At 70.7% G+C, this 26,718-nt stretch carries 19 protein-coding genes and 1 riboswitch; of the genes, 14 read left to right on the top strand and 5 right to left on the bottom strand.

Annotated features, from left to right (window positions below):
* Window positions 1-144: 144 nt before the first annotated feature.
* Entirely contained in the window at window positions 145-381 is a 237-nt protein-coding gene (locus tag ACFRAC_RS17355) for a hypothetical protein (RefSeq protein WP_062671481.1), read from the bottom strand.
* 119 nt (window positions 382-500) lie between these two features.
* The gene (locus ACFRAC_RS17350) at window positions 501-1,034 is read right to left on the bottom strand and encodes a DUF6082 family protein (protein WP_382924736.1); all 534 of its coding nucleotides are present in this window, start codon (window positions 1,032-1,034) and stop codon (window positions 501-503) included.
* Between the two features lie 353 nt (window positions 1,035-1,387).
* Here ACFRAC_RS17350 and ACFRAC_RS17345 point away from each other — a divergent pair, with 353 nt between their 5' ends.
* Complete coding sequence (locus tag ACFRAC_RS17345) at window positions 1,388-2,446, top strand: CobW family GTP-binding protein (protein ID WP_382924735.1); 1,059 nt, start codon at window positions 1,388-1,390, stop codon at window positions 2,444-2,446.
* Between the two features lie 31 nt (window positions 2,447-2,477).
* On the opposite strand, the gene ACFRAC_RS17340 is transcribed toward ACFRAC_RS17345, so the two are convergent.
* Window positions 2,478-4,934 (bottom strand): DNA topoisomerase (ATP-hydrolyzing) subunit A, encoded by a 2,457-nt coding sequence (locus tag ACFRAC_RS17340; protein WP_382924734.1) that lies wholly within the window; start codon window positions 4,932-4,934, stop codon window positions 2,478-2,480.
* Window positions 4,935-5,450: 516 nt separating this feature from the next.
* Here ACFRAC_RS17340 and ACFRAC_RS17335 point away from each other — a divergent pair.
* The 4 genes from ACFRAC_RS17335 to ACFRAC_RS17320 all read left to right on the top strand — a co-directional run bounded on the left by ACFRAC_RS17335 (window position 5,451) and on the right by ACFRAC_RS17320 (window position 10,246).
* A complete protein-coding gene (locus tag ACFRAC_RS17335; protein WP_382924733.1) occupies window positions 5,451-6,806 on the top strand; it encodes a M16 family metallopeptidase in 1,356 nt (451 codons plus the stop codon).
* Window positions 6,803-8,191 carry a M16 family metallopeptidase gene (locus ACFRAC_RS17330; RefSeq protein ID WP_382924732.1) on the top strand — a complete coding sequence of 463 codons (1,389 nt, stop codon included), beginning with the start codon at window positions 6,803-6,805 and terminating at the stop codon, window positions 8,189-8,191. The genes ACFRAC_RS17335 and ACFRAC_RS17330 overlap by 4 nt, the downstream gene beginning before the upstream one ends.
* 213 nt (window positions 8,192-8,404) lie before the next feature.
* Window positions 8,405-8,568: riboswitch (cyclic di-AMP (ydaO/yuaA leader) on the top strand.
* A gap of 12 nt (window positions 8,569-8,580) precedes the next feature.
* Entirely contained in the window at window positions 8,581-9,366 is a 786-nt protein-coding gene (locus ACFRAC_RS17325) for a M23 family metallopeptidase (RefSeq protein ID WP_382924731.1), read from the top strand.
* Window positions 9,367-9,550: 184 nt separating this feature from the next.
* Complete coding sequence (locus ACFRAC_RS17320) at window positions 9,551-10,246, top strand: GntR family transcriptional regulator (protein ID WP_382924730.1); 696 nt, start codon at window positions 9,551-9,553, stop codon at window positions 10,244-10,246.
* Between the two features lie 189 nt (window positions 10,247-10,435).
* On the opposite strand, the gene ACFRAC_RS17315 is transcribed toward ACFRAC_RS17320, so the two are convergent.
* On the bottom strand, window positions 10,436-10,717 hold the full coding sequence (locus ACFRAC_RS17315) for an HPr family phosphocarrier protein (RefSeq protein WP_029382363.1): 282 nt from the start codon (window positions 10,715-10,717) through the stop codon (window positions 10,436-10,438).
* Window positions 10,718-10,883: 166 nt separating this feature from the next.
* Here ACFRAC_RS17315 and ACFRAC_RS17310 point away from each other — a divergent pair, with 166 nt between their 5' ends.
* The 4 genes from ACFRAC_RS17310 (at window position 10,884) to ACFRAC_RS17295 (ending at window position 16,292) form a co-directional block, all read left to right on the top strand.
* Window positions 10,884-13,730: a GNAT family N-acetyltransferase gene (locus ACFRAC_RS17310; RefSeq protein ID WP_382924729.1), complete on the top strand. Its 2,847-nt coding sequence runs from the start codon at window positions 10,884-10,886 to the stop codon at window positions 13,728-13,730.
* Window positions 13,731-13,781: 51 nt separating this feature from the next.
* Window positions 13,782-14,369, top strand: a complete 588-nt coding sequence (locus tag ACFRAC_RS17305; RefSeq protein WP_382924728.1) for a DUF5998 family protein — start codon at window positions 13,782-13,784, stop codon at window positions 14,367-14,369.
* Window positions 14,369-15,562 carry an alkaline phosphatase family protein gene (locus ACFRAC_RS17300; RefSeq protein ID WP_382924727.1) on the top strand — a complete coding sequence of 398 codons (1,194 nt, stop codon included), beginning with the start codon at window positions 14,369-14,371 and terminating at the stop codon, window positions 15,560-15,562. Before ACFRAC_RS17305 ends, ACFRAC_RS17300 begins: the two co-directional genes overlap by 1 nt.
* An 82-nt stretch (window positions 15,563-15,644) precedes the next feature.
* Window positions 15,645-16,292, top strand: coding sequence for a thymidine kinase (locus ACFRAC_RS17295; RefSeq protein ID WP_382924726.1), 648 nt, complete (start codon window positions 15,645-15,647; stop codon window positions 16,290-16,292).
* 345 nt (window positions 16,293-16,637) lie between these two features.
* On the opposite strand, the gene ACFRAC_RS17290 is transcribed toward ACFRAC_RS17295, so the two are convergent.
* Window positions 16,638-17,273 carry a hypothetical protein gene (locus ACFRAC_RS17290; RefSeq protein ID WP_382924725.1) on the bottom strand — a complete coding sequence of 212 codons (636 nt, stop codon included), beginning with the start codon at window positions 17,271-17,273 and terminating at the stop codon, window positions 16,638-16,640.
* A gap of 224 nt (window positions 17,274-17,497) precedes the next feature.
* Here ACFRAC_RS17290 and ACFRAC_RS17285 point away from each other — a divergent pair, with 224 nt between their 5' ends.
* The 5 genes from ACFRAC_RS17285 (at window position 17,498) to ACFRAC_RS17265 (ending at window position 26,717) form a co-directional block, all read left to right on the top strand.
* Window positions 17,498-19,639 (top strand): hypothetical protein, encoded by a 2,142-nt coding sequence (locus tag ACFRAC_RS17285; RefSeq protein WP_382924724.1) that lies wholly within the window; start codon window positions 17,498-17,500, stop codon window positions 19,637-19,639.
* A gap of 17 nt (window positions 19,640-19,656) precedes the next feature.
* Window positions 19,657-21,279, top strand: coding sequence for a type I restriction-modification system subunit M (locus ACFRAC_RS17280; RefSeq protein ID WP_382924723.1), 1,623 nt, complete (start codon window positions 19,657-19,659; stop codon window positions 21,277-21,279).
* The gene (locus tag ACFRAC_RS17275) at window positions 21,209-22,498 is read left to right on the top strand and encodes a restriction endonuclease subunit S (RefSeq protein WP_382924722.1); all 1,290 of its coding nucleotides are present in this window, start codon (window positions 21,209-21,211) and stop codon (window positions 22,496-22,498) included. The genes ACFRAC_RS17280 and ACFRAC_RS17275 overlap by 71 nt, the downstream gene beginning before the upstream one ends.
* On the top strand, window positions 22,495-25,770 hold the full coding sequence (locus ACFRAC_RS17270) for a type I restriction endonuclease subunit R (protein WP_382924721.1): 3,276 nt from the start codon (window positions 22,495-22,497) through the stop codon (window positions 25,768-25,770). Before ACFRAC_RS17275 ends, ACFRAC_RS17270 begins: the two co-directional genes overlap by 4 nt.
* Before the next feature lie 107 nt (window positions 25,771-25,877).
* Window positions 25,878-26,717 carry a hypothetical protein gene (locus tag ACFRAC_RS17265; RefSeq protein WP_382924720.1) on the top strand — a complete coding sequence of 280 codons (840 nt, stop codon included), beginning with the start codon at window positions 25,878-25,880 and terminating at the stop codon, window positions 26,715-26,717.
* The last annotated feature ends 1 nt before the right edge of the window (window position 26,718 follow it).

Genomic DNA, 26,718 nt, shown 5'->3' with positions numbered 1-26,718 from the left:
TGGCTCCAGGCCTCATCGGGGGGAGATCGAGCAGTCACGAGGTGACGGCCTGCTCGCGAGTCGGTGTACCCGGTTCGCGCAGCGGTGGCGCGCGGTCGGGCGTGGCTTCAGCGGACGAGACGGGTGGGCGCGTGCTCGTACGGTTCAGGCGTCGGGAATGTCGGCCTTGGCGCGGATCAACGTCTCTCTGCTCACGACCACGATGCGTTCGTAGTCTGCGCGCGACGCGTCGGCGGGCAGTTCTCGCTCAAGCGCCTCAGTGGCCTCGGTGCCGATCACAGCGAAGTTCCCATCGCTCAGTTCGAACACATCTGGGCAGTTGCCTCCCGAGGCACTGCCTCGGGCACTTGGTGGCACACCAATACGGCGCTTGATCTTCAAGGTACTTCCGATCGCTACGGAGGGTTAGTGGACGGCAGAACGTTACTGGGAGCCAGGACGTCTGACTGACAAAGAACCCGAGTCGTAGCGATGTGTTGACCCTGATGGCATACGGTACTTCAGCTGTCGTTCGTGGGATTCGTCGGTGGGTTGCCGACCACCCACCACTCATCCGTGTCGGCTTCGTCGAGGTCCTTGACCAGTTGGTCGACGAGTCGGCCCAGCTGAGCCTCGTCCGACGAGTCGGCGAGGGTCGCGCGCAGCGCCTTCGCGGCCTCCCAGTACTCCCGCATCAGGGGGGTGTGCATGAGCTCGCGCGCGTGCCCGTGGAACTCCTCCAGGTCGATGAGTCCCGCCCGGTAGAGGTGATAGAGGTTGACGTACCACGCGTTGGCATAGAAGTACTGGCGGCGCTTCGCAGGCGGAGTATCCGGAGCGTAGGTGTCGATCACGGCGGCCAGCGACGGATCGTCGATCGCCCTGGACAGCAGTTCCCAGTGCATGCGCTGTTGATGGGCCAGAGCCCTGCGCCGGGAGGTCAGTTCCTCCAGTTCCAGGCGCCTCAACTGCAGCTTCTCCGCTTCCAGGCTGCGGCGCGCGGCCAGTGTCATCCCCGCCGTGGCGAGTACGAGACCGGCCGCGACGGAGCCCAACCTCCTTGCGGCACTCTTCTTTGTGGCCATGTCAACCCCCGAATCAGGCGGCGGCCGTCCGCCGGTCGTCGGGATGTGGGGCGACTGGAGGGGACCGGCGAGCGGTGGGCGGCGCTTGCCGTCTCCCAGAGTGCCGAGCGGCTCTGATCGGCGGGGAGGCGGAGAGGAGGCGCACAGAGGGAAGCGAGGGTCGCACACTCCAGCGCCATGCCAGACGTCTGCCCGGCAAGTGCTGCTAACAATCGTTCACTTCGCGGCGATTCTCACCGCTCGTATCCTGGTCCGGCATTCGATTCTCGTACGTGCGCCGGGCCACGAGCCGGTGCACCCGTAGGCGTGAGAGAGGTCGCACGGTGACTCAGCCGAGCCAGGGCCCGCAGCAGATTCCGGTCGTCGTCCTCGCCGGATTCCTCGGTTCCGGCAAGACGACTCTGCTCAATCACCTCCTCCACCACAGCGGAGGCACCCGGATCGGCGCGATCGTCAACGACTTCGGCGCCATCGAGATCGACGCGCTCGCCGTCGCCGGGGCACTCGGCGACTCCACCGTGTCCCTGGGCAACGGCTGCCTGTGCTGCGCGGTCGACTCCAGTGAGCTCGACGGCTATCTGGAGCGGCTCGCCCGGCCCGGCACCGGGATCGACGTCATCGTCATCGAGGCCAGCGGTCTGGCCGAACCGCAGGAACTCGTCCGGATGCTGCTCGCCAGCGAGCTGCCCGGCATCGTGTACGGCGGGCTCGTCGAGGTCGTCGACGCCGCCGAGTTCGACGCCACCCGTACCAAGCACCCCGAGATCGACCGGCATCTCGCCCTCGCCGACCTCGTCGTCGTCAACAAACTGGACCGGGCCGCGGACCGCGAGCGCGTGCTCGGGCCGGTCCGTGACCTGGCGGAGCACGCCGCCGTCGTCCCCGCCACCTACGGCCGCATCGACCCCGGCTTCCTCTTCGACTGCCGGCCCAGCGAGGAGCGCGTCGGGCAGTTGTCCTTCGACGATCTGCACCACCACGACGACCAGCCCGGACAGGATCCCGAAGGGCATCTGCACACCGGCTACGACAGCCTGTCCTTCACCTCCGACGTCCCCCTCGACCCGCGCCGGCTGATCGCCTTCCTCGACCGCAGGTCCGAAGGGCTGTACCGGATCAAGGGATACGTGGACTTCGGGGCCTACGACCCCGCCAACCGCTACGCCGTGCACGCCGTCGGGCCGTTCCTGCGCTTCTATCCGGAGCGCCGGCCCGGCGGGGCGCCCCGCCGTACGCAGCTCGTCCTGATCGGCTCCGGCATCGACGCGGCCGCCCTGGAGAAGGACCTGCGCGCGTGCACGAGCGACGCCCCGCACACCGCCGACGAGCACGGCATGTGGGGCGTCCTGCGCTATGTGCGGGACCCGGAGGAGGCTGCCTGACGCGCGCGGCCCACCGCGCCGCCGGCGCCCCCTAGAACGGTCCCGCCACCACCGCGACCGTCTTCGGCAGGGACACCCCCGAGCCGTCGCGGCGCGGGTCCATCTCGGGCAGCTCGACCGGTGTGCCGTTCTTCTGGGCGGCCCGCGCCGGGGTGGCGCCCGCCCAGGCCAGGGACAGGCAGTCCTCGCCCTTCAGGAACCGCTGGCAGCGCACGCCGCCCGTGGCGCGTCCCTTGCGCGGGTACTGGTCGAACGGGGTCAGCTTGGCCGTCGTCTGGACCGAGTCGTCCAGGGTGCCGCGCGAGCCCGCGACCGTGAACACCACCGCGTCGGACGCGGGGTCCACCGCGGTGAAGGAGATGACCTTCGCGCCCTCGGTGAGCTTGATACCGGTCATACCGCCCGCCGGACGGCCCTGCGGGCGGACCACGGACGCCTGGTAGCGCAGCAGCTGGGCGTCGTCCGTGATGAAGACGAGGTCCTCCTCGCCGGTGCGCAGCTCGACCGCGCCGACGATCCGGTCACCCTCCTTCAGGGTGATGACCTCCAGCTCCTCCTTGTTGGACGGGTAGTCGGGCACCACCCGCTTGACCACGCCCTGCTCCGTGCCCAGCGCCAGGCCGGGGGAGGACTCGTCGAGCGTCGTCAGGCAGACCACCCGCTCGCCGTCCTCCAGGGAGACGAACTCCGCCAGCGGCGCGCCGCCCGCCAGGTTGGGCCGCGACGCGGTCTCCGGGAGCTGCGGCAGATCGACCACGCTGATCCGCAGCAGCCGGCCCGCCGACGTCACCGCGCCCACCTCGCCGCGCGCCGTGGCCGGCACCGCCGAGACGATCACGTCGTGCTTGGACCGCTTAGCGTCGTCGTCGTCCGCGAACGGGCCGCCGTTCGCCGTACGGGCCAGCAGACCCGTCGAGGACAGCAGTACCCGGCACGGGTCGTCCGCGACCTGCAGCGGCACGGCGGACACCTGGGTGCCGGACGACTCCAGCAGGACCGTACGCCGCTCGCTGCCGAACTTCTTGGCGACCGCGGCCAGTTCCGCGGAGACCAGCTTGCGCAGCTCCGTGTCCGAGTCCAGGATCCGGGTCAGCTCGGCGATCTCCCGGCCCAGCCGGTCCTTCTCCGCCTCCAGCTCGATGCGGTCGAACTTGGTGAGCCGGCGCAGCGGCGTGTCGAGGATGTACTGCGTCTGCACGTCGGACAGCGAGAAGCGCTCCATCAGGCGCTCCTTCGCCTGCGCGCTGTTCTCGCTGGAGCGGATCAGGCGGATGACCTCGTCGATGTCGATGAGCGCCGTGAGCAGGCCCTCGACCAGGTGCAGCCGGTCACGCCGCTTGGCCCGCCGGAACTCGCTGCGGCGCCGTACGACCTCGAAGCGGTGGTCGAGGTAGACCTCCAGCAGCTCCTTCAGGCCCAGGGTGAGGGGCTGCCCGTCGACCAGCGCGACGTTGTTGATGCCGAAGGACTCCTCCATCGGCGTCAGCTTGTACAGCTGCTCCAGGACCGCCTCCGGCACGAAGCCGTTCTTGATCTCGATGACCAGGCGCAGCCCGTGCTCGCGGTCGGTGAGGTCCTTGACGTCCGCGATGCCCTGGAGCTTCTTCGAGCCGACCAGGTCCTTGATCTTGGCGATCACCTTCTCCGGGCCGACCGCGAAGGGCAGCTCGGTGACGACGAGGCCCTTGCGGCGGGCGGTGACCGTCTCGATCTCCACCGTCGCGCGGATCTTGAAGGTGCCGCGGCCCGTCGCGTAGGCGTCCCGGATGCCGGAGAGGCCGACGATCCGGCCGCCGGTCGGCAGGTCGGGGCCGGGGACGTGCTTCATCAGGGTGTCCAGATCCGCGTTCGGGTGGCGGATCAGGTGCCGGGCGGCGGCGATGACCTCGGAGAGGTTGTGCGGCGGCATGTTCGTCGCCATACCCACGGCGATGCCGGACGCGCCGTTGACCAGGAGGTTCGGGAAGGCGGCCGGCAGGGCGACCGGCTCCTGCTCCTGGCCGTCGTAGTTCGGGGCGAAGTCGACCGTGTCCTCGTCGATCGACTCCGTCATCAGGCTCGTCGCCTGCGCCTGCCGGCACTCGGTGTACCGCATGGCGGCCGGCGGGTCGTCGTTGCCCAGGGAGCCGAAGTTGCCGTGGCCGTCCACCAGCGGCACGCGCATCGAGAAGGGCTGGGCCATTCGCACCAGGGCGTCGTAGATCGACGCGTCGCCGTGCGGGTGCAGCTTGCCCATGACCTCGCCGACGACACGGGCGCACTTCACATAGCCGCGGTCGGGACGCAGGCCCATCTCGTTCATCTGGTAGACGATGCGGCGGTGCACCGGCTTCAGGCCGTCGCGGGCGTCCGGCAGGGCGCGCGAGTAGATGACCGAGTAGGCGTACTCGAGGAAGGAGCCCTGCATCTCGTCGACGACGTCGATGTCGAGGATCCGCTCCTCGAACGAGTCGTCGGGCGGCGGGGTCTTCGTGCTGCGGCGGGCCATCGCTGCCGGCTCCTTCTGTGTGCTGTGGCGCAAGCGTGTGACGGGTCTGACGCGGACCATTGTGGACCGCGGCACTGACAACCACCGACCAGGACCCGATGTGGGGCTCCCGCCCGGCGAGGTGAAGTGTCGCCGACGCCGGTCTCCTCCCGCGACCGCGGTGGCGCACGGGACACCGGCCGGCCCGCTCGGGACCGCGCGCGGCGCCGGCGGCAAGCCGGTGCCGCGCGACCGTTCACCCTCAGGGGTGATCGACGGGAAGCATGCCAGGTCGAGGCGAGCGGTGTCGGCCCGGGGCCCGGACCGCCCGGCCGTGCCGCGCCCGCGCCGTGAGGCCCGGCGAAGCCGCTCGGCGGCCCCGAGGGGGCGCCGCCGGAGGCCGCGGCCGGGGCCGGACCGGCACGTCGGTGTGCCCGGGAACTTCGCCGAGCCTCCGCACGCTGCATACAGTGGCAGGAGCTGAGCGGGATCCGCTCGACACAACGCAGCGCACGCGACCGGAAGGACATCTTGCCCATGGGTCACACGGCCACACCGGAGGCACAATCCGGCGGCCTCACCGCGACCGAGCACCGCCTGGCCAACGGCTTGCGCGTGGTGCTCTCCGAGGACCACCTCACGCCGGTCGCCGCGGTCTGTCTCTGGTACGACGTCGGCTCCCGCCACGAGGTCAAGGGCCGTACCGGACTCGCCCACCTCTTCGAGCACCTGATGTTCCAGGGGTCGAACAGCGTGAAGGGCACGGGCCACTTCGAGCTCGTCCAGGGCGCGGGCGGCTCGCCCAACGGCACCACCAGCTTCGAGCGCACCAACTACTTCGAGACCATGCCCGCCCACCAGCTGGAGCTCGCGCTGTGGCTGGAGGCCGACCGCATGGGCAGCCTCCTGGTGGCGCTCGACGAGGAGGGCCTGGAGAACCAGCGCGACGTCGTGAAGAACGAGCGGCGCCAGCGCTACGACAACGTCCCGTACGGCACCGCCTTCGAGCGCCTGACCGCGATGTCGTACCCCGACGGGCACCCCTACCACCACACGCCGATCGGCTCGATGGCCGACCTCGACGCGGCGAGCCTGGAGGACGCGCGCGCGTTCTTCCGGACCTACTACGCGCCGAACAACGCCGTGCTGTCGGTCGTCGGCGACATCGACCCGGAGCAGACGCTGGCCTGGGTCGAGAAGTACTTCGGCTCCATCCCGTCCCACGACGGCAAGCCTGCTCCGCGCGACGGCTCGCTGCCCGACGTCATCGGCGAGGATTTGCGCGAGGTCGTCGAGGAGAACGTCCCCGCGCGCGCGATGATGGCCGCCTACCGCCTCCCGAGCGACGGCACCCGCGAGGCCGACGCCGCCGACCTGGCGCTGACCGTCCTCGGCGGCGGCGAGTCCTCCCGCCTCTACAACCGGCTCGTGCGGCGCGACCGTACGGCCGTGGCGGCCGGCTTCGGCCTGCTCCGCCTGGCCGGCGCGCCCTCCCTCGGCTGGCTGGACGTGAAGACCTCCGGTGACGTCGAGGTGCCCGTGATCGAGGCGGCCGTCGACGAGGAGCTCGCCCGCTTCGCCGCGGAGGGCCCCACCGCCGAGGAGATGGAGCGCGCGCAGGCCCAGCTGGAGCGCGAGTGGCTGGACCGGCTCGGCACCTGCGCCGGCCGCGCGGACGAACTGTGCCGGTACGCCGTCCTGTTCGGCGACCCGCAGCTCGCCTTCACCGCCGTGCGGCGCGTGCTCGACGTCACCGCCGAGGAGGTGCAGGCGGTCGCCCAGGCCCGGCTGCGCCCGGACAACCGCGCGGTGCTGGTGTACGAGCCGGTCGCCGGTGAGGCCGAGGACGCCCAAGCCCCCGCCACCGACGAGAACGAGGAGTCGGCGCAGTGACCGAGCTCGCCAGCATGGAGTTCCACCCGCAGCCCCAGGCCGGCGCGCCCCGGCCCTGGGCCTTCCCGGCCCCCGAGCGCGGCACCCTGGACAACGGCCTGACGGTGCTGCGCTGCCATCGCCCCGGCCAGCAGGTCGTCGCCGTCGAGGTCCTCCTCGACACCCCGCTCGACGCCGAGCCCGCGGGCCTGGACGGTATCGCCACGATCATGGCGCGGGCCCTGTCCGAGGGCACCGACAAGCACACCGCCGAGGAGTTCGCCGCCGAGCTGGAGCGCTGCGGCGCCACCCTCGACGCCTACGCCGACCACCCCGGCGTCCGCGTCAGCCTGGAGGTGCCGGTCTCCCGGCTGCCGAAGGCGCTGGACCTGCTCGCCGACGCGCTCCGGGCGCCGCTGTTCGCCGACGCCGAGGTGGAGCGCCTGGTGCGCAACCGTCTGGACGAGATCCCGCACGAGCTGGCCAACCCCTCGCGCCGGGCCGCCAAGGAGCTCGCCCGGCAGCTGTTCCCGGCGTCCTCGCGTATGTCCCGTCCGCGCCAGGGCACCGAGGAGACCGTCGCCGGCATCGACTCCGCGGGCGTACGCGCCTTCTTCGAGCGGCATGTGCGCCCCGCCACGTCCACGGTCGTGGTCGTCGGCGACCTCACCGACGTCGACCTCGACACCCTGCTCGGTGACAGCCTGGGCGCCTGGACGGGTTCGCAGGCCGAGCCGCGGCCCGTCCCGCCGGTCACCGCGGACGACACCGGGCGCGTCGTCATCGTGGACCGTCCCGGCGCCGTCCAGACGCAGCTGCTGATCGGCCGGATCGGCCCGGACCGGCACGACCGCGTGTGGCCTGCGCAGGTCCTCGGCACGTACTGCCTCGGCGGCACCCTCACCTCCCGCCTGGACAAGGTGCTGCGCGAGGAGAAGGGCTACACCTACGGCGTGCGCGCGTTCGGGCAGGTCCTGCGCTCCGCGCCGGACGGCACCGGCGCCTCGATGCTCGCCATCACCGGTTCCGTCGACACGCCCAACACCGGCCCCGCCCTGGACGACCTGTGGACCGTCCTGCGCGGGATCGCGGCCGACGGACTCACCGACGCCGAGCGGGACTTCGCCGTGCAGAATCTCGTCGGGGTGGCGCCGCTGAAGTACGAGACGGCCGCCGCCGTGGCGGGCACCCTGGCCGACCAGGTCGAGCAGTACCTGCCCGACGACTTCCAGGCGAAGCTGTACCAGCAGCTCGTCGCCACCGGAACCGTCGAGGCCACGGCCGCGGTCGTGAGCGCCTTCCCGGCGGACCGCCTCGTCACGGTTCTCGTCGGCGACGCCTCGGCGATCCGGGAGCCCGTCGAGGCCCTCGGCATCGGTGAAGTCACCGTCGTGACGGCCGAGTAGAGCACCCGCCGGCCCCGCGGCGGGCCGGCACGCGAGGAGAGCCCTGGTGACGGCAAAGTCACCAGGGCTCCCTTATGCCCGAATTGGGGCGGAGGTTGCCTGTCTGCCCTGTGGGATGCGCTACAAAAGCCGCGTTCCGTTTGGGAATTGAACGCGGCCCCGCTTAGCGTCATCCGGGCTGTCCGTCAGGCAGTGCGCCGCGCCCGCGGCACCGGACAGCCATCGCCGAGTCCCCGTACGGCGCGAGCCAGGGGAGCCGGGGACCCACCGCAGTCCCTGGGGTGAATCGGACGCCCGCGCAGCCGCGAGGGGGTCCGTAGGAGACCTTCCTGCTCCGAACCCGTCAGCTAACCCGGTAGGCGAGAGGGAAGGAAAGGACCAGCCACCACATGGCGTTCAGCTGCGCCACGGGGAAGAACCGCCCCTCCGGGAAGCACCGCAAGCCCGGCCGGTTCGAGCGCACCACGGCCCGTGCGGCCGGTGTCGCCGCCCTCACCGCCACCGGCGTCGTGGGCACCCTCGCCGCCCCCGCGCTGGCCGCCGAGCCCGCCGCGGGGCAGACCGGCCTCATCCCGGTCGTCGTCGTCGAGGACTCCATCGCCACCCAGATCGACGCGCAGGCCGCCGCCCAGGAGCGGGCCGCCGCCGAGGCCGCCGCCCGCAAGGAGGCCGCCCAGGAGGCCGCGCGACACAAGGCCGCCGAGAAGGCCAAGCAGGAGCGGGAGGTCAAGGAGCGCGCCGCGCGGGAGGCCGAGCGCAAGCGCCTGCTGTCCTACGTGGCCCCGATAGCCGGTTCGTACGTGTCCACCGCGTACCGGTCCGGCGGTGCCGTCTGGTCCTCCGGCAGCCACACCGGCATCGACTTCCACGCCGCCAGTGGCACCTCCGTGCACGCGGTCGGCGCGGGCACTGTCGTCGAGGCCGGCTGGGGCGGCGCCTACGGCAACAACGTCGTGATCAAGATGAACGACGGCACCTACACCCAGTACGGGCACCTGTCGTCGGTCGGCGTCTCGGTGGGCCAGACGGTCACCCCCGGCCAGCAGATCGGCCTGTCCGGCGCCACCGGCAACGTCACCGGGCCGCACCTGCACTTCGAGGCGCGCACCAGCGCCGAGTACGGCTCCGACATCGACCCGGTCGCCTACCTGCGCGCGCACGGCGTCGACCTCTGACGCCTCCGCCCTCCTTACCGCAGCCCCGGCTCCCGAGCCGGGGCTTTCGGTCTTTCTGGACAACGGCTGTCCAAAAAATATCCATGGATTCCGGCCCGCCGTCGGAAATTCACGCTTCTTGCCATAGAGTCGCTGAACACACGTCATTCGTCGACGTTTCACGGGCATTAAGGCGGAGGTCGGCATGCGTATTCCGGCGCACTCGGTGTGCACCGCGATCCGGGACGACATCGTCGCCGGTGTCCTGGAGCGCGGCGGCCGTCTCACGGAGGAAGTCCTCGCCCGCCGCTACGGCGTCTCCCGTGTCCCCGTGCGCGAGGCGCTGCGCACCCTGGAGGCGGAGGGCTTCGTGGTGACCCGCCGGCACGCGGGCGCGTGCGTGGCCGAGCCCACCGAGCAGGAGGCGGCCGACGTGCTGGAGATGCGCACTCTGCTGGAGCCGCTCGGCGCCGCCCGGGCCGCCCAGCGGCGCACGGAGGCCCATCTTAAGGTGCTGCGCGGCCTGGTCAGGCTGGGTCAGGAGCGGGCCAGGCGCGGCAACAGCGAGGATCTGCGCTCGCTGGGCGGCTGGTTCCACGAGACGCTGGCCCAGGCGTCCGGCAGCACCGCGCTGACCTCGACGCTGACCCAGCTGCGGCACAAGATCGCCTGGATGTTCGCCGTGGAGGCGCCCGCCGACCCGGTGGAGTCCTGGGCGGAGCACGGCGCGATCGTGGACGCGGTGGCGCGTGGCGACGGCGAACGCGCCCGCGCGCTCACCGCCCTGCACACCGAGCGCGGGCTGTCCGCGCACCGGCTGCGCTTCGGCTCCGGGGGCGACCGCGGGGAGCGTGTGAGGAATTCGCAACATGCCGTAAACATGCCGAGCCTGCGCAATTAACACAGGCGCCGTATACAAAGAAGAGCAATTCTGGGGCAGTGGATTTACGCTGCCCTTTTCCGGCTGTCCGGGAAATTCCGGAGCCCGCCGCCGTGAAATTCCACGCGAGCCGGCCGGGAAAGACGAAGCCGCGCCCGCCGGAAAGGCGGACGCGGCTTTTGTGCCGTGCGGGAGGCCCGCTCGGGCCGCTCAGACCGTCTCGGGCAGTTCCTCGAGGCCCTCGGCGACCAGCTTGGCCAGACGGTCGAGGGCGGCGTCCGCACCCTCGGCGTCGGAGGCGAGGACGATCTCCTCCCCGCCCTGGGCGCCGAGGCCCAGGACCGCCAGCATGGAGGCCGCGTTGACGGGGTTGCCGTCGGCCTTGGCGATGGTCACCGGGACGCCTGTGGCCGTGGCGGCCCGGACGAAGATGGAGGCGGGGCGGGCGTGGAGACCCTCGGCCCAGCCGACGTTGACGCGGCGCTCAGCCATGTGTTGCTGCCCTTCGGTGTTCAAGGTTGTCTAGACCAGTTTCCCACACCAGGGGTGCCCGGCGGAACGGCCCGGGTGCCGCTGCCTCGACGACCGCCGGACCCCGTGGGACGTCGGGAACAGCCTGCCTCGCGCCGGTGCCGTGCGCGAGCCGTAACCTGGCCCCATGCAGAGCGCCTCGGACCGGCACGTGTACCCCGCCCACTGGGAAGCCGACGTGGTGCTGCGCGACGGCGGCACCGCGCGCATCCGCCCCATCACCGTCGACGACGCCGAGCGCCTGGTCAGCTTCTACGAGCAGGTGTCGGACGAGTCGAAGTACTACCGCTTCTTCGCGCCCTACCCGCGCCTGTCCGCCAAGGACGTCCACCGGTTCACCCACCACGACTTCGTGGACCGGGTGGGACTCGCCGCCACGGTGGGCGGCGAGTTCATCGCCACCGTACGGTACGACCGCATCGGCGCCGACGGGACGCCCGCGTCCGCCCCCGCCGACGAGGCCGAGGTCGCCTTCCTCGTCCAGGACGCCCACCAGGGGCGCGGGGTCGCCTCCGCCCTGCTCGAGCACATCGCCGCGGTCGCCAGGGAGCGCGGCATTCGCCGGTTCGCCGCCGAGGTGCTGCCCGGCAACACCAAGATGATCAAGGTGTTCACGGACGCCGGGTACACCCAGAAGCGCAGCTTCGAGGACGGCGTCGTCCATCTGGAGTTCGACCTGGAGCCCACCGACCGCTCGCTCGCCGTGCAGTACGGGCGGGAGCAGCGCGCCGAGGCCCGGTCCGTGCAGCGCCTCCTGGCGCCCGGCTCCGTCGCCGTCATCGGAGTCGGCCGCACCCCCGGCGGCGTCGGCCGCGGCGTCCTCGGCAACATCACGGACGCCGGGTTCACCGGCCGGTTGTACGCCGTGAACAAGGCGTTCCCCAAGGGCCTGGAGGAGATCGACGGGGTGCCCGCGCACCGGTCCGTGCGCGAGATAGAGGAGCAGGTCGACCTCGCGGTCGTCGCCGTCCCGGCCGAGCACGTGCCCGAGGTCGTCGCCGAGTGCGGGGCGCACGGCGTCCAGGGGCTGGTCGTCCTCGCCGCCGGATACGCCGAGAGCGGACCCGAAGGGCGCGAGCGGCAGCGCGCCCTCGTACGGCAGGCGCGCAGTTACGGCATGCGCATCATCGGCCCCAACGCCTTCGGCGTCATCAACACCTCCCAGGACGTCCGCCTCAACGCCTCCCTCGCCCCCGAGATGCCCCGCCCGGGCCGGATCGGGCTGTTCGCGCAGTCCGGCGCCATCGGCATCGCGCTGCTGTCCCGGCTGCACCGCCGCGGCGGCGGCGTCACCGGCGTCACCGGCGTCTCCACGTTCGTCTCGTCCGGCAACCGTGCCGACGTCAGCGGCAACGACGTCCTCCAGTACTGGTACGACGACCCCGACACCGACGTCGTCCTCATGTACCTGGAGTCCATCGGCAACCCCCGCAAGTTCACCCGCCTCGCCCGGCGCACGGCGGCGGCGAAACCCCTGGTCGTGGTGCAGGGCGCCCGGCACGGCGGCGCCGCCCCGCAGGGGCACACCGTCCGCGTCACCCGGCTGCCGCACGCCACCGTGTCCGCGCTGCTGCGCCAGGCCGGCGTGATCCGCGTCGACACGATCACCGAGCTGGTCGACGCGGGACTGCTGCTCGCCCGCCAGCCGCTGCCCGCCGGACCCCGCGTCGCGATCCTCGGCAACTCCGAGTCGCTCGGCCTGCTCACCTACGACGCCTGCCTCGCCGAAGGACTGCGGCCCCTGCCGCCGCTCGACCTGACGACCCAGGCGTCGGCCGCCGACTTCCACGCCGCCCTGTCGCACGCGCTCGCCGACGACGCCTGCGACGCCGTCGTCGTCACCGCGATCCCGGCGATCGGCGACGCCTCGACCGGGGACGCCGAGCTCGCCGAGGCGCTGCGGTCGGCGGCGGAGCGGGTGCCGGGCAAGCCGGTCCTGGTGGTCCACGTGGAGCTGGGCGGCCTGGCCGAGGCCCTGTCGGCGGCCGCGAGCACCGCCCCGCGGACCACCACCGCGCCCCGCGGCACCGTGCCCCGCCCCCACCCCGTCCGCCCCCTCGACTTCCCGGCGGAACCGCCGCCCGGACCGGACGGCGACTCCGCCGGCGCACCCCGCCTGATCCCGGCCTACCCGGCCGCCGAACGGGCCGTCCGCGCGCTCGGCGAGGCCGTCAAGTACGCCCAGTGGCGGCGCGAGGCCGCCGACCCCGGCCGCGTCCCCGAGTACGACGACATCGACGAGAAGGGCGCCGCGCGGCTGATCGACCGGCTGCTCGCACGCGGCCAGGGCCTCACGCTCGGCACCGACGACACCTGCGAGCTGCTCGGCACCTACGGCGTCCCTGTGCACCGCGCGATGCACGCCCCCACCGCCGACGCGGCCGTCGAGGCCGCCGAGGCGCTCGGCTACCCCGTCGCCCTCAAGGCCACCGCGCCCCACCTGCGGCACCGCTCCGACCTCGGCGGAGTACGCCTCGACCTCGCGGACGAGGAGCAACTGCAGCGGGCGTACACCGAGTTGGCCGAGCTGTTCGGCAAGCCGGAGGAGATCAGGCCGGTCGTGCAGCGCATGGCGCCACGTGGCGTGGACACCGTCGTCCGCGCCGTGATCGACCCGGCGGCCGGCGCCGTGCTGTCCTTCGGACTCGCCGGTGCCGCCTCCCAGCTGCTCGGGGACATGGCGCACCGCCTGGTCCCGGTCACCGACCGCGACGCCGCCTCGCTCGTCCGCGCCATCCGGACCGCCCCGCTGCTGTTCGGCTGGCGGGGCTCCGCACCGGTGGACACCCCGGCCCTGGAGGAGCTGTTGCTGCGGGTGTCGCGGCTGGTCCACGACCACCCCGAGGTCGTCGCCGTCACCCTGGAACCGGTGGTGGTCGCCGCGCACGGCCTGAGCGTGCTCGGCGCCTCCGTGCGCCTGGCCCCGCCGCCCGCCCGCGACGATCTCGGGCCGCGGACCCTGCCCGCCTACTGAGACGACGGTGACCGGTGCCTCGCAGTCAGTGCACCCCCGTAGGATGGCGTCATGGCCAAGACCAGTACGACGACCCAGGGGCTGCGTGCGGCGATCGAGCGCAGCGGCTACTACCCGGCCCTCGTGGCCGAGGCGGTGGAGGCCGCCGTGGGCGGCGAGCCCATCCGGTCGTACCTGGTCCACCAGGAGACCACGTTCGACCAGAACGAGGTGCGCCGGCACGTGACCGTGCTGGTCCTCACGCACAACCGCTTCATCGTCAGCCACACCGACGAGCAGGCCGAGGACAGCACCTCCCCGACGCCGTACGCCACGACGTCCACCGAGTCGGTCAAGCTCGGCCGGATCTCGTCGGTCGTCGTCAGCCGCGTCGTCGCCAACCCGGAGCAGTACACCCCGGGCACCCTGCCCCGCGAGATCGTCCTCACCATCGGCTGGGGCGCCGTCTCCCGCATCGACCTCGAGCCCGCCGCCTGCGGCGACCCCAACTGCGAGGCCGACCACGGCTACACGGGCAGCTCGACGGCGGACGACCTCAGCCTGCGCGTGAGCGAGGCCGGCGACGGCCCGGAGACCGTCCGTCAGGCCCTCCTCTTCGCGCAGGCCCTCTCCGAGGCGACCGCGGACGTCGCCCGCTGATGGTCCAGACCGCCGACTGGGACGCCCACCCGGAACCCCTCGCCGTCGCTTCCGCCCCCGTCCCCCGGTACGGCGACGGATCCCTCGCCGACCTGCTGCCCACCCTGGCCGCGGGCATGGGCGTACCGGACATGACGGCCGGGATAACCGAGCTGTCCGCCGCCGACCGCAACTGCGTGTTCCTGATCGACGGCCTCGGCTGGGAGCAGCTCCGGGCGCACCCCGACGAGGCGCCGTTCATGACGTCGCTCCTCGCCGGCTCACGCGGCGGCACCGGGCACCCCATCACCGCGGGCTTCCCGGCCACCACGGCGACCTCGCTCGCCTCCGTCGGCACCGGCCGTCCGCCCGGCGCGCACGGCCTGCCCGGCTACACCGTGCGCAACCCCGACACCGGCGAGCTGATGAACCAGCTCCGCTGGAACCCGTGGACCCCGCCGCACGTCTGGCAGCCGTACCCCACCGTCTTCGAGCTGGCGCACCGCGCGGGCGTGCACGCCGCGCAGGTCTCGTCCCCCACCTTTCAGAACACCCCGCTCACCAAGGTCGCCCTCAGCGGCGGCAGCTTCCTGGGGCGCCTGACCGGCGAGGACCGCGTCGACCTAGCCGCCGAGCAGCTGGCGGCGGGCGACCGCTCCCTCGTCTACACGTACTACGCCGAGCTGGACGGCGCCGGGCACCGCTACGGCGTCGACTCCGACACCTGGCGCGGGCAGCTGATGTACGTCGACCGGCTCGTCCAGCGCCTGGCCGAACAGCTCCCGCCGCGCAGCGCCCTCTACGTCACCGCCGACCACGGCATGATCGACGTGCCCTTCGACGAAGAGCACCGCATCGACTTCGACGAGGACTGGGAGCTGCGCGCCGGGGTCGCCCTGCTGGGCGGCGAGGGCCGGGCCCGGCACGTCTACGCGGTGCCCGGTGCCGCACAGGACGTCCTGACCTGCTGGCGCGAGGTGCTGGGCGAGCAGTTCTGGGTGGCGTCGCGGGACGAGGCGATCGAGGCGGGCTGGTTCGGCCCGCACATCGACGAGCGCGTGTACGGCCGTCTCGGCGACGTGATCGCGGCCGCGCGGGACGACGTCCTGATCATCGCGTCCGAACGGGAACCGAAGGAGTCGGCCATGGTCGGCAACCACGGCTCGATGACCCCCGCCGAGCAACTGGTCCCGTTGCTCGAAGTACGCTCCTGACGCCCCCACCCCCCTGTTCCCCCTGACCTCCTTGCCCTGACCCTCCTTGCCCTGACCCTCACCGAAAGGCGCTCGACCCCACATGCCCGAGCTGGTGTTCTTCTCCGGAACCATGGACTGCGGGAAGTCGACGCTGGCTCTCCAGATCGAGCACAACCGTTCGGCGCGTGGCCTGGCCGGCATCATCTTCACGCGCGACGACCGCGCGGGCGAGGGCAAGCTGTCCTCCCGGCTCGGCCTGGTCACCGACGCGGTAGAGGTCGAGGACGGCGCCGACCTGTACGCCTACGTGGTCGACCAGCTCTCCCGCGGCGGCCGCGCCGACTACGTCATCGCCGACGAGGCGCAGTTCCTCGCCCCGGAACAGATCGACCAACTCGCCCGCGTCGTCGACGACCTGAGCCTCGACGTCTTCGCCTTCGGCATCACCACCGACTTCCGCACGAAGCTCTTCCCAGGCTCGCAGCGCCTGGTGGAACTGGCCGACCGTGTCGAGGTCCTCCAGGTCGAGGCCCTGTGCTGGTGCGGCGCCCGCGCCACCCACAACGCCCGCACGATAGGCGGCGAGATGGTGGTCGAGGGCGCCCAGGTCGTCGTCGGCGACGTCGACCAGTCCGACACGATCGGCTACGAGGTCCTGTGCCGCCGCCACCACCGCCGCCGTATGACGGCGGCGACGGCCCGGGCGGCAGTGCTGTCACCGGACGTGTTGCCGGTTCAGCAGGTCTGAGTCCGTTCAAGAGGTGCCGATGCGTACCACCGTGTGCTGTCCGGGGCGCGCCGCGAAGATCTGCCGTAGCCCTCGGTACACGCACCGGAGTCCGGTGACGACCACGCGGACGAGAGGGCGCTGAGGTACCGCGGTTAGGCATGGTGCGGAGTCCGGTCTCACCGGTGGCGGCGTGGTGGCCGGTGCTGGCCTTGTGCGAGCGGGGAACGGCGGCCCATCGACGGCCCCTCCTGTTCACGTCGGGCGGGTGGCTGAAAGGGAGGGCGGGCGGTCCGTTCCCGACGGACCGCCCGCCCCGGGTCCGCCACGTCCCCCCACGAGCGCGGCGGCGTCTGCGGCGGCCGTTCAGCCGACCTTCGTCCACTCCTGGCAGCCGTTGGTCTCGAAGTACTCGCCCTTGTTGACCGTCACCCGGCCCTGGCCCTGGAGGTTCGCGTTGGCGATGATCGCGTCGAACTCCCCGGAGGCGTTCTTGGTGCGCGCCCAGTAACAGTTCTCGATGACGCTGCCCTTGTCGGGGCCGGCGGTCTTGTACGTCCCTGCCTGCATGTCCTCCCCGACGAGGTACTGGCCGTCGCCGTCCACCGTGGTGGCTGCTCCCGGCTTCTTGGCCGGCTTGGCGGGCTTCGGGGTCACCGTGACCTTCTCGGTGACCGTGACAGCCGGCTCCGGTTCGCCGGCTTCGGCAGATGCAGTCTTGGTGACAGTGACGGCCGGGGCGGGCGCGGAGGAGTCGTCCTTGCCGCCGGACTCCCCGTCGCCGCCGATGCCCGCGCCGATCACGAGGGCGACGAGCGCGGTCGCGCCGTGGGTGAGCCAGGCCTTGCGGCGCGACGGCTTCGGCCCCACGGGTGTGCCCGCCGGAGGCTGCCCGGCACCGGCCGGCGGGACCGGCATCGGCGGTACGGCGCCCCAGCTCGGCGCGTTCCCGGAACCGGACGGCTGTGGGGTGCTGGGCGGTGTCGAGGGCGGGTGGCTCATCGCGGTGGTCCTCCGGTTCGGCGTCGTGGCGCTTGGTGGTCACAAGGTGCCCGCCGTATCGGTGAACTGGGGAGGAGCCTACTGATAACCCGTATTATCAGGTGGGTTTCCCTTCAGGTTTCGACCTCGCTGTAGATTGCTGACGTCCACCCCACTGAAGAGGGGCGGACCGCGAGGCGAGGAAGCCGGCCTCGGTGACCCGGGGGAGAGGGGGGACACGTCCGATGACGACGCACACGACCGCGCGGACGCCCTCCGCCATCCTGCCCGAAACCCCGGCCTGGCGGATCACCTACGCCGAGATCGCCGCCCTCGCCCAGGTCAAGCGCCCGGTCCCCACCACGTGGGCCCGCCGCCACCCCGACTTTCCCGCACCCGTGGCCCATGAGGACGGACGTCCGCTCTTCGACGCCCGCGCGATCGTCGACTGGCTCGCCTCCACCGGTCGCGGCAACACCGACCCCCGCCGGCTCCGCGCCGAGCTCGCCCTGCACACCCTGGCCGCCTGGCGCACCCCGGCCCTGTCCGCGTCCGTCCTGCTCGGCGCGCTGACCTCCCTGGCCTGCCTGCACCAGCAGCTCGACGCCCCCGTCGCCGACGGCCACCCCTGGCACACGCTCCTGGAACGGGCCGCCGACCTCGACCCCGACGACCGCTTCCTCCTCTCCGAACTGCGGGCCCTGCCCGACCCCGAGCACACCGGCCCGGCCCTCGCCCACCTCGCCGACGAACTGGTCGACGCCGCCTACAACCCCGCCGAGGCCTTCGACTGGATCCTCCAGGCCCGCCACCGCCTCGGCTGCCACGACCCGGCCGCCGACGGACCCACCCCGGCCGTGGTCCGCGCCCTCGCCGCGCTCTCCGGGGTCGACACCCTCGACGAGGGAGCGGTGATCGCGGTCCCGTACGCCTGCTCCGGTGACCTCCCGGCAGCCCTCCACGACCGCGCCGCCGAGGACTCCGGCCACGTCTACCTCGCCGCCGACCCCGACCCGGCCCGGGTCCGCCTGGTCCGCCGGCGGATGCTGGTGCGAGGGGTGTACGAGTTCCGGCTCGACGTCGTCGAGGGCGAGGAACTGACCGCCGACGAGTGGGGCTACCCGCACCTTCTCGTCTGCGCCCTTCCCTACGAGGCCGCCGAGACCCGCGACGCCAAGGCCGTCCTGGAGCAGGTCGCCGCCCTCACCGACTACCTCGACACCGGTGCCACCGCCGTCGTCCTCGGCCCCGCCGACGTCCTCACCGGCCCCCTCGCCCGGCACGGCGACGCCGACCGTCTGCGCCGCTCCTTCCTCAAGCCCGGTTTACTCAAGGCGGCCATCAGCCTCCCCGACGGCGCCTACGCCTACCGCCCCGGCTACCGCACGGCGGTCTGGATCCTCGCCCGCGTCCCCGAGGAGCAGCGCACGGGTCTCGTTCTCCTCGCGGACTACTCCGCCAGACCGCTGACCGAGCCCGCCCTCGACGCCCTCGCCGAGGACATCGCCATCTGGCGTGCTTCCGGCTGGACCCCCGACAGGCGCCACGAACCGCGCCACGCCGCCATCGTCCACGGCACCGACCTGGACGGCAGTCCCGGTGCCGCGTTCACCCCGCAGCACCGCACGCCCGCGTCCCGGCACCTGCGGACGGTGGTGGAACGCCCCGCACTCATCGCAGACTTGGAGCGTCGCTTGGGCGAGCTCCACGAACGTTCGCGTGCCGACGAACTCCGGCTGCACGCCCAGGCGGAACTGCGCCCGGAGAACCAGCCGGTACGCCGCACGTCCGTCGGCCGTCTCCTGCGCGCCCGCCGCCTGCGCCGCCGCCCCGGCCACCGCTTCGCCCCCGAACACCTCACCCCCGAGGGCCACTACACGGTCCTCACCCCCGAGGAGATCCTCGGCACGGCCCGCATCGGCGGCCGTCGCATCGACCGGGGCATCCTCCTCACGGCTTACGAGCACGCCCAGTTCACCGAACCCGGGGACCTCGTCGTCACCGCCCACCCGCACTTCGGCGTGTACGTCGACGTGGAGGGCGTCTCGCTGGTCGCGGCCCCGGCCCGCATCCTGCGCGTGCATCCCGACGCGGACCCGCCGGTACGCCCCCGGGTGCTGGCCGCGCTGCTGCGGGCGGCAGCGGGGGAGCACGCCCGCACCAGCGGTGCGGTGCGCGCGTCCCGCCGTATCGAGGACCTGATCGTCCCCGACCTGAGCAGCGCCGAGGCCGACCTGTACGAGGCCGTCCTCGCCGAGGTCGAGAGCCGGGCGGCGCTGCTGCGCGAGCAGACGGCCGCGCTCGACGACCTGACCCGCGTGATGGCGGCCGGCATGACCGACGGCACGCTCACCATCCAGTCACTCCCGTACACCGACGCCCACTGAAGGAGACGGTCCACCACATGCCTCCACGCACGAAGAAGCCCGCCGACCAGGCGGAGCTGTTCAGCGCCTCCACCGCCAAGGAGATCCAGGACATCCTCTGGAAGGCGGCCGACAAGCTCCGCGGCTCCATCGACGCCGCCCAGTACAAGGAGTTCGTCCTCGGCCTGATCTTCCTGAAGTACGTCTCGGACGCCTTCGACGAGCGCCGCACCGAGCTCGCCAAGGAGCTCATGGAGGAGGGCATCGCCGAGGACCGCCTCGACGACTTCCTGGAGGACCGCGACGAGTACACCGGCGCGCATGTCTTCTGGGTGCCGGAGACCGCTCGCTGGTCCTGGATCGCCACGCACGCCAAGGCCCAGGGCGTCGGCAAACTCCTGGACGAGGCGATGGACGCGATCATGCGGGAGAACGCCTCCCTCACCGGCGTCCTCCCCAAGATCTTCAACCAGGACCGCGTCGACCAGAAGCGCCTGGGTGAACTCGTCGACCTGATCAGCGACGCGCGGTTCGGCGGCAGCGGGGACAAGCCGGCGCAGGATCTGCTGGGTGAGGTGTACGAGTACTTCCTGGGTAACTTCGCGCGGGCGGAGGGTAAGCGGGGCGGCGAGTTCTACACGCCTCGGTCCGTGGTCCAGCTGATCGTGGAGATCCTGGAGCCGTACGAGGGGCGGGTGTACGACCCGGCGTGCGGCTCGGGCGGCATGTTCGTCCAGGCCGCGAAGTTCATCGAGGCGCACCAAGGGCGCGGCCACAAGTCCGACATCGCCGTCTACGGCCAGGAGCTGAACGAGCGCACCTGGCGGCTCGCCAAGATGAACCTGGCCATCCACGGCATCGACGGCAACCTCGCCGCCCGCTGGGGTGACACCTTCGCCGACGACAAGCACGCGGACCTCAAGGCCGACTTCGTGATGGCCAACCCGCCGTTCAACATCAAGGACTGGGCGAGGGACGAGACGGATCCTAGGTGGAAGTACGGAGTTCCGCCCAAGAACAACGCGAACTATGCCTGGCTCCAGCACATGATCTCCAAGCTGGGGGAGAAGGGGACGGCCGGCATTGTGCTGGCCAACGGGTCCATGAACTCCCAGTCCGGTGGCGAGGGCGAGATCAGGCAGGCCCTGATTGAGGCGGACCTCGTGGCCTGCATGGTTGCGCTGCCTCCACAGCTCTTTCGCACGACTCCGATTCCCGCGTGCCTCTGGTTCTTGTCGAGGGACAAGTCGCCGCAGGGCGCCCGGCAGCTCCACGATCGGCGCGCCGAAATCCTCTTCATCGATGCCCGCTCCATGGGGCGAATGTTGGACCGCACAGAACGCATACTTTCCGGGGCTGACCTCGCGAGGATCGCCGACACCTACCATGCATGGCGCGGCACAGGATCGGCGCGGGAGGCAGGGCTGGAGTACGAGGATGTGCCGGGTTTCTGTCACTCGGCCGACCTCGGGAAGGTCCGCGAGTACGGCTATGTGCTGACACCCGGCCCGTACGTGGGGGCTGTGGAAGTCGAGGAGGAGGCCCCGGAGGCCGTCGCCGAGCGGATCGGCGTACTGAGCGTGGAACTGTATGAGCTGTTCGACAGATCAGCGGAACTGGAGAAGTCGGTGCGTGAGCAGTTGGGGAGGGTCAGTGCTTGATTCGCCAATCCCCCTGCATTCGGGTTGGGAACTGCGGACGCTCGGAGAATTGGTCACGAAGATCGGTTCCGGTGCCACCCCCCGAGGGGGGAAGGAGGTGTACGTCGAAAGAGGGACGCCTTTCATCCGCTCTCAGAACGTCGTCGACCACCGGATGCTGAGTGATGACATCGCGTATATCGGCGATGAGGCCGCGCGAGCGCTTAGCGGGGTTACCGTGCGTCGCGGGGACGTACTGCTGAACATTACCGGTGACTCGATTGCCAGGTGCGCTCTGGTCGACCCGGTCCTTGAGTCGGCCCGCGTTAACCAGCATGTGGCGATCATCCGGACCTCGAATCTGCTCGACCCGGTCTTCTTGCAGAAGTACCTGGTGAACCCGGCGTTCAAGAGGTTCATGATCTCCCACAGCTCCGGGGCTACGAGGAAGGCACTGACCAAGCGGCAAATCGAGCAGTTCCCTATTTTGGTGCCCCCGCGTTCTGAGCAGGAGGCCATTGCCGCCGTGCTCGGGGCGCTGGATGAGAAGATCGCCGTCAACGAACGCGTCGCCACCACCTCCGATGCCTTGGCGAGTGCCCGTCACCGCTGGACCGCGATCACGTCGGCCGGGAAGTTCGAACGGCTCGGCCGGTTGGCTCAGGTGGTGGTCGGCGGAACACCCAGCCGCGCGAAACCTGAGTACTGGACAGGCGGGACGGTTCATTGGATCAACTCCGGGAAGGCAAACGACTTCCGGGTCATCCAGCCCAGTGAAATGATCACGGAGGAGGGACTGGCCAATAGCTCCGTGAAGCTCATGCCACCCGGGGCCACTTTGATCGGCATCACCGGGGCCACGATGGGGCAGATCTCCCGTCTTGAGATCACCGCCGGTGGCAGTCAGAACGTCGCCGGGGTCTGGTCCGACGACCAAGCGCTCAACGACTGGCTGTTCTATGACATTAGATTCCGTGTCGCCGATCTCACCAAGCATGCCTCGGGCGGGGCGCAGCAGCACATCAACAAGCGGGTCATTACTGAACTTGAGTGCCGCGTGCCCTTCTCCGACGACCTGCGTGAATGGTCGGCTGGAACAGCACCGCTGGTGAAGCTCTCCGCCCAGGTCCTACTGGAGAACCGCGCCCTCGCCACCCTCCGCGACGCCCTCCTCCCCCAACTCATGTCCGGCCGCCTCCGCGTTAAGGACGCCGAGAAGATTGTCGAGGACGCCACATGACGACGAGCCACGACGGAAGCGAGCCCGACGACAGAACCTACCGCCGCCCCACCGAAGCCGATTGGGAGCTGCTCGCCCTCGATGAGCTGGCCGAGTTGGCCTGGTCGCCTGCCTCCGGAAACGAATTCGCGCCCGGCTCCGGGCACCGCAAGTCCTGGGACGACCTGATCCTCTACCCGGACCTCCGGGAGGCGATCGAGCGCCTGAACCCGGAGCTGCCCCCGGACGCCGTCCACGATGCCGTGACGACCGCCGCCACCCCCGGCTCCCAGGACACATACGAGGAGAACCGGGCCGCCCACCGCCACCTCACCACCGGAATACGCTCCGTCACCTACACCGACTCCCACGGCGCCGAGCACAACCCCACCATTCGCCTCCTCGACCTGGCCGACCCGGACGCGAACACCTACCGCGCCCTCAACCAGGTAACGGTCATCGACGGTGACAGGAACCGCCGCTTCGACGTCATCCTGTACGTCAACGGCCTGCCCCTCGCCGCCATCGAGTTGAAGCGCGCAGGCGACGAGGACGCGACGCTCCAGACGGCCCACGCCCAGGTGGCGCGATACGTCCAGGAGTTCCCGACCGCCTTCCGCTACAACGCGGTCGTCCTGCTCTCCGACGGCATCACCGCGAAGTACGGCACACCGTTCACCCCGTACGAGCACTTCGCCCCGTGGAACACGGACGAGTTCGGCGCCCGCGTCGACCCGCTGACCGCCGACGGCTTCTCGGAGTCGGGGCAGAACCTCGCACTCCACGGCCTGTTCACCCAGTCCCGCTTCCTCGAACTGATCCAGTCCTTCATCAACTTCGTCCCGTCGAAGCGGATGAAGCGGATCGCGAAGCCGCACCAGTACCACGCGGTGACCCGTGCTGCCGACGCCGTCCGCACCGCATCGGCCAGCGACGGCAAGGCCGGCGTCGTCTGGCACACCCAGGGTTCCGGCAAGTCGGAGGAGATGGTCCTCACCACGACCATGGTGATGCGGGACCCGGCCCTGCTGAACCCCACCGTCGTGGTCGTCACCGACCGCACGGATCTCGATGACCAGCTCTACTCGACGTTCCAGGAGAGCGAGATCCTCCCGGAGACGCCGAAGCAGGTCGTCACCCGCGCCGAACTCCGGGAGGAGCTCGCGGCGAGGAGGACGGGAGGGATCCTCTTCACCACGCTCCAGAAGTTCGGCAAGACCAAGGAAGAGCGGGAGTCGGGCACCGACCACCCGATGCTCTCCGACCGCCGGAACATCGTCGTGATCGTCGACGAGGCGCACCGCAGCCACTACGACGACCTCAACGGCCTCGCCCGCCACCTGCGCGACGCGCTCCCGCACGCCACGTTGCTCGCCTTCACCGGAACGCCGATCTCGGAGGCCGACCGCAACACCCGCGAGGTGTTCGGCGACTACATCGACGTCTACGACCTCAAGCGGGCCGCCGACGACGGCGCGACCGTGAAGGTCTACCACGAGAGCCGCGTGATCCAGCTCGTCCTGGACCGCGACGTCGATCCGACCACCATCGACGAGGAGGCCGACCGCATCACCGACGGCCTCGACGACACCGAGCGCCGCCGCGTCGAACAGGCCGTGGCGACGATGAACGCCATGTACGGCGCGCCGGCCCGGATACGGGACCTCGCGGCCGACCTGGTGGAGCACTGGGAGGCGCGCCGGGAACGGATGAAGCCGTTCGTCGGCGCCTCCGAGTCGGGCGGGGCGCCTGGTAAGGCGATGGTGGTGTGCACGACCCGCGAGATCTGCGTCCGCGTCTACGACGCCCTGCGCGAGCTGCGCCCCGAGTGGCACAGCGACGAGTTCGAGAAGGGAGCGATGAAGATCGTCTTCTCCTCGAACTCCCGCAAAGACTCGGACGAGCTGCTCGCCCACGCGCTGATCGACAGCCGCCGCAAGGCCGTCATCAACCGGGCCAAGGACCCCGACGACGAGCTGGAACTGCTCATCGTCAACAACATGCTGCTGACCGGCTTCGACGCCCCGCCGATCCACACCATGTACCTGGACCGGCCGCTCAAGGGCGCCAACCTGATGCAGGCCCTAGCCCGCGTCAACCGCCGTTTCCGCGGCAAGGAGGACGGCCTCCTCGTCGGCTACGCCCCGCTGACGGAGAACCTCCAGCGGGCCATCGCCGAGTACACCGAGGCCGACCAGCGTGACCGCACCCTCGGCCAGGACGTCGAACGCGCGCTGGACGAGCTGCGCAACGAGTACGACATCCTCACCGGCATCCTGCGCGGCTTCGAGTGGCAACCCATGCTCGACCGTTCTGGCCCCCGTGCCTTCGTCGACGCCGCCCTGAAGACCGCCAACCACCTGCGCGACCCCCGCACCAAGGGCAACAACCCCGACCTGCTCGACGACCCGCGCCAGACCCTGGGCCGCCGTTTCCGCGACCACGCCTACCGGCTGGAGCGCTTCTGGGCGCTGGCGGGCAGCTCGAAGGAGGTGGGGGAGCGGTTCGCGGACACGCCGGCCTGGAAGCGGCACATCCAGTTCTTCGTCGAGGTCCGCGCCTACATGGCCAAACTGGACGCCATGGAGCGCGAGGCGCGCGGCCTCCCCGTGGCCCGCGATGTCGAGATGTACCTCTCCCAGCTCACGTCGTCCGTCGTGGAGACGGGCGGAGTGACGGACCTCTTCGCCGAGGCTGGGCTGGAGACCGCCGACCTCACCCACCTCACCGACGCGCTCGTCGCCCAGCTCCAGCAGAGCGACACCCCGCACCTGGCGGCCGAGGCGCTGCGGCGGCTCGTCGAACGGAAGATGCGCGAGGTCACCCGGCACAACATCGTCCGGCAGACCACGTTCTCCGAACGCCTCCAGGACCTGATGGTGCGCTACATGCGCCAGCAGTACACCAGCGCCGAACTCATCGCCAAGCTGGTCGAGATGGCCAAGGACGTCATGGCCGACGCCAACCGGGGTGAGAGGTTCGACCCGCCCCTGAACTGGCGCGAACTCGCCTTCTACGACGCCGTAGCCGACCACGGCACGGCCCGCTCCCTGATGGGCGACGAGGTCCTGGCGGGCATCGCCCGCGAACTGGTGGCCGAGGTCCGCCGCCAGCTCAAGCCCGACTGGATCGCCCGCGAGTCCGTCCGCGCCCGCCTGCGCAGCACCATCAAGCGCCTCCTGGCCCGCAACAACTACCCGCCGGACCAGCAGAAGGAGGCCATCGACCTGGTCCTCCGTCAGATGGAGCACTTCGCCAACGAATGGTCCACCAACGGAGAGGCCGGCGGCTGAGCTCTCCACCCACAACCCCTCGCGCTTGAGCGAGGGATGCTCACCGACTCACCAGAACTCTGAAGACACACGGGGAGGTAGTTCCTCCCGAAAGGTCAGGTTTATTCATGGCGGGTAAAGAGATCGAAGACCCGGGGTCCTACTTCTCCTCAGTACTGGTCGCTGCGGCGAAACTTCCGGGTGTGCGTATCGACAGACAGGCGTACCTTCGGAAGGCGCTGTCTCGCCATTGCTCCGAAGAGCAGATCAAAGAAGCGATCGAAGAGACACCGGCAGCGGCGGGTATCCCCCTCGACATTCTGGAAAAGGCTGCCAACGACTCCATCAAGTACGAGACCGCCAAGGTCAGCGCGGCTTCCGCGGCTGCTGGACTGCCTGGCCTGGTCTTCCTTCCCGTCACGGTCCCTGCCGACTTGGCGCAGTACCTGGGGCACATGCTGCGCATCGCGCAGAAGCTCGCCTACCTCTACAGCTGGCCCGACCTGTTCTCCGGAGACGGCGACGACATGGATGACGCGACCGAGGGAGTGCTCACACTCTTCGTCGGCGTGATGTTCGGCGCCCATTCAGCGAACACTGCTGTCGGGAAGGTCGCGGAGGCGATGTCGAAGCAGGTCGCCAAAAAGCTTCCCCAGAAGGCACTCACGAAGGGCTTTATTTATCCCCTCGTGAAGAAGGTCGCGGGTCACCTCGGTAAGGAGATGACGAAGCAGACCTTCGCAAGGGCCGTCTCCAAGGCGGTCCCCGTCGTCGGAGCCGTTGTTTCCGGTGGGCTCACGTTCGCGACCTTCCTTCCCATGGCGAAGAAGCTGAAGAACCACCTCGCCGAGCTGGACATGACGAAGCCCACCTTGCGGGTCGAGGACATCGAGGTCGTGCAAGAGCACGAGCCTTCAGCCACGGACTACGTCGAACAGCCCGGTGGGGACGACGCTGCATCCAAGTAGG

Source organism: Streptomyces sp. NPDC056628 (genome assembly GCF_042792555.1).
GTDB lineage: Bacteria > Actinomycetota > Actinomycetes > Streptomycetales > Streptomycetaceae > Streptomyces.
This window is presented reverse-complemented; position numbering and strand designations above follow the sequence as displayed.

Bases quoted from the DNA above. Each gene is read 5' to 3' on its own strand.
- ACFRAC_RS17340 (WP_382924734.1), bottom strand. From the start codon at position 4,934: ATGGCCCGCCGCAGCACGAAGACCCCGCCGCCCGACGACTCGTTCGAG.
- ACFRAC_RS17335 (WP_382924733.1), top strand. From the start codon at position 5,451: ATGGGTCACACGGCCACACCGGAGGCACAATCCGGCGGCCTCACCGCG.
- ACFRAC_RS17325 (WP_382924731.1), top strand. From the start codon at position 8,581: ATGGCGTTCAGCTGCGCCACGGGGAAGAACCGCCCCTCCGGGAAGCAC.
- ACFRAC_RS17320 (WP_382924730.1), top strand. From the start codon at position 9,551: ATGCGTATTCCGGCGCACTCGGTGTGCACCGCGATCCGGGACGACATC.
- ACFRAC_RS17315 (WP_029382363.1), bottom strand. From the start codon at position 10,717: ATGGCTGAGCGCCGCGTCAACGTCGGCTGGGCCGAGGGTCTCCACGCC.
- ACFRAC_RS17310 (WP_382924729.1), top strand. From the start codon at position 10,884: ATGCAGAGCGCCTCGGACCGGCACGTGTACCCCGCCCACTGGGAAGCC.
- ACFRAC_RS17305 (WP_382924728.1), top strand. From the start codon at position 13,782: ATGGCCAAGACCAGTACGACGACCCAGGGGCTGCGTGCGGCGATCGAG.
- ACFRAC_RS17300 (WP_382924727.1), top strand. From the start codon at position 14,369: ATGGTCCAGACCGCCGACTGGGACGCCCACCCGGAACCCCTCGCCGTC.
- ACFRAC_RS17295 (WP_382924726.1), top strand. From the start codon at position 15,645: ATGCCCGAGCTGGTGTTCTTCTCCGGAACCATGGACTGCGGGAAGTCG.
- ACFRAC_RS17290 (WP_382924725.1), bottom strand. From the start codon at position 17,273: ATGAGCCACCCGCCCTCGACACCGCCCAGCACCCCACAGCCGTCCGGT.
- ACFRAC_RS17285 (WP_382924724.1), top strand. From the start codon at position 17,498: ATGACGACGCACACGACCGCGCGGACGCCCTCCGCCATCCTGCCCGAA.
- ACFRAC_RS17280 (WP_382924723.1), top strand. From the start codon at position 19,657: ATGCCTCCACGCACGAAGAAGCCCGCCGACCAGGCGGAGCTGTTCAGC.
- ACFRAC_RS17275 (WP_382924722.1), top strand. From the start codon at position 21,209: ATGAGCTGTTCGACAGATCAGCGGAACTGGAGAAGTCGGTGCGTGAGC.
- ACFRAC_RS17270 (WP_382924721.1), top strand. From the start codon at position 22,495: ATGACGACGAGCCACGACGGAAGCGAGCCCGACGACAGAACCTACCGC.
- ACFRAC_RS17265 (WP_382924720.1), top strand. From the start codon at position 25,878: ATGGCGGGTAAAGAGATCGAAGACCCGGGGTCCTACTTCTCCTCAGTA.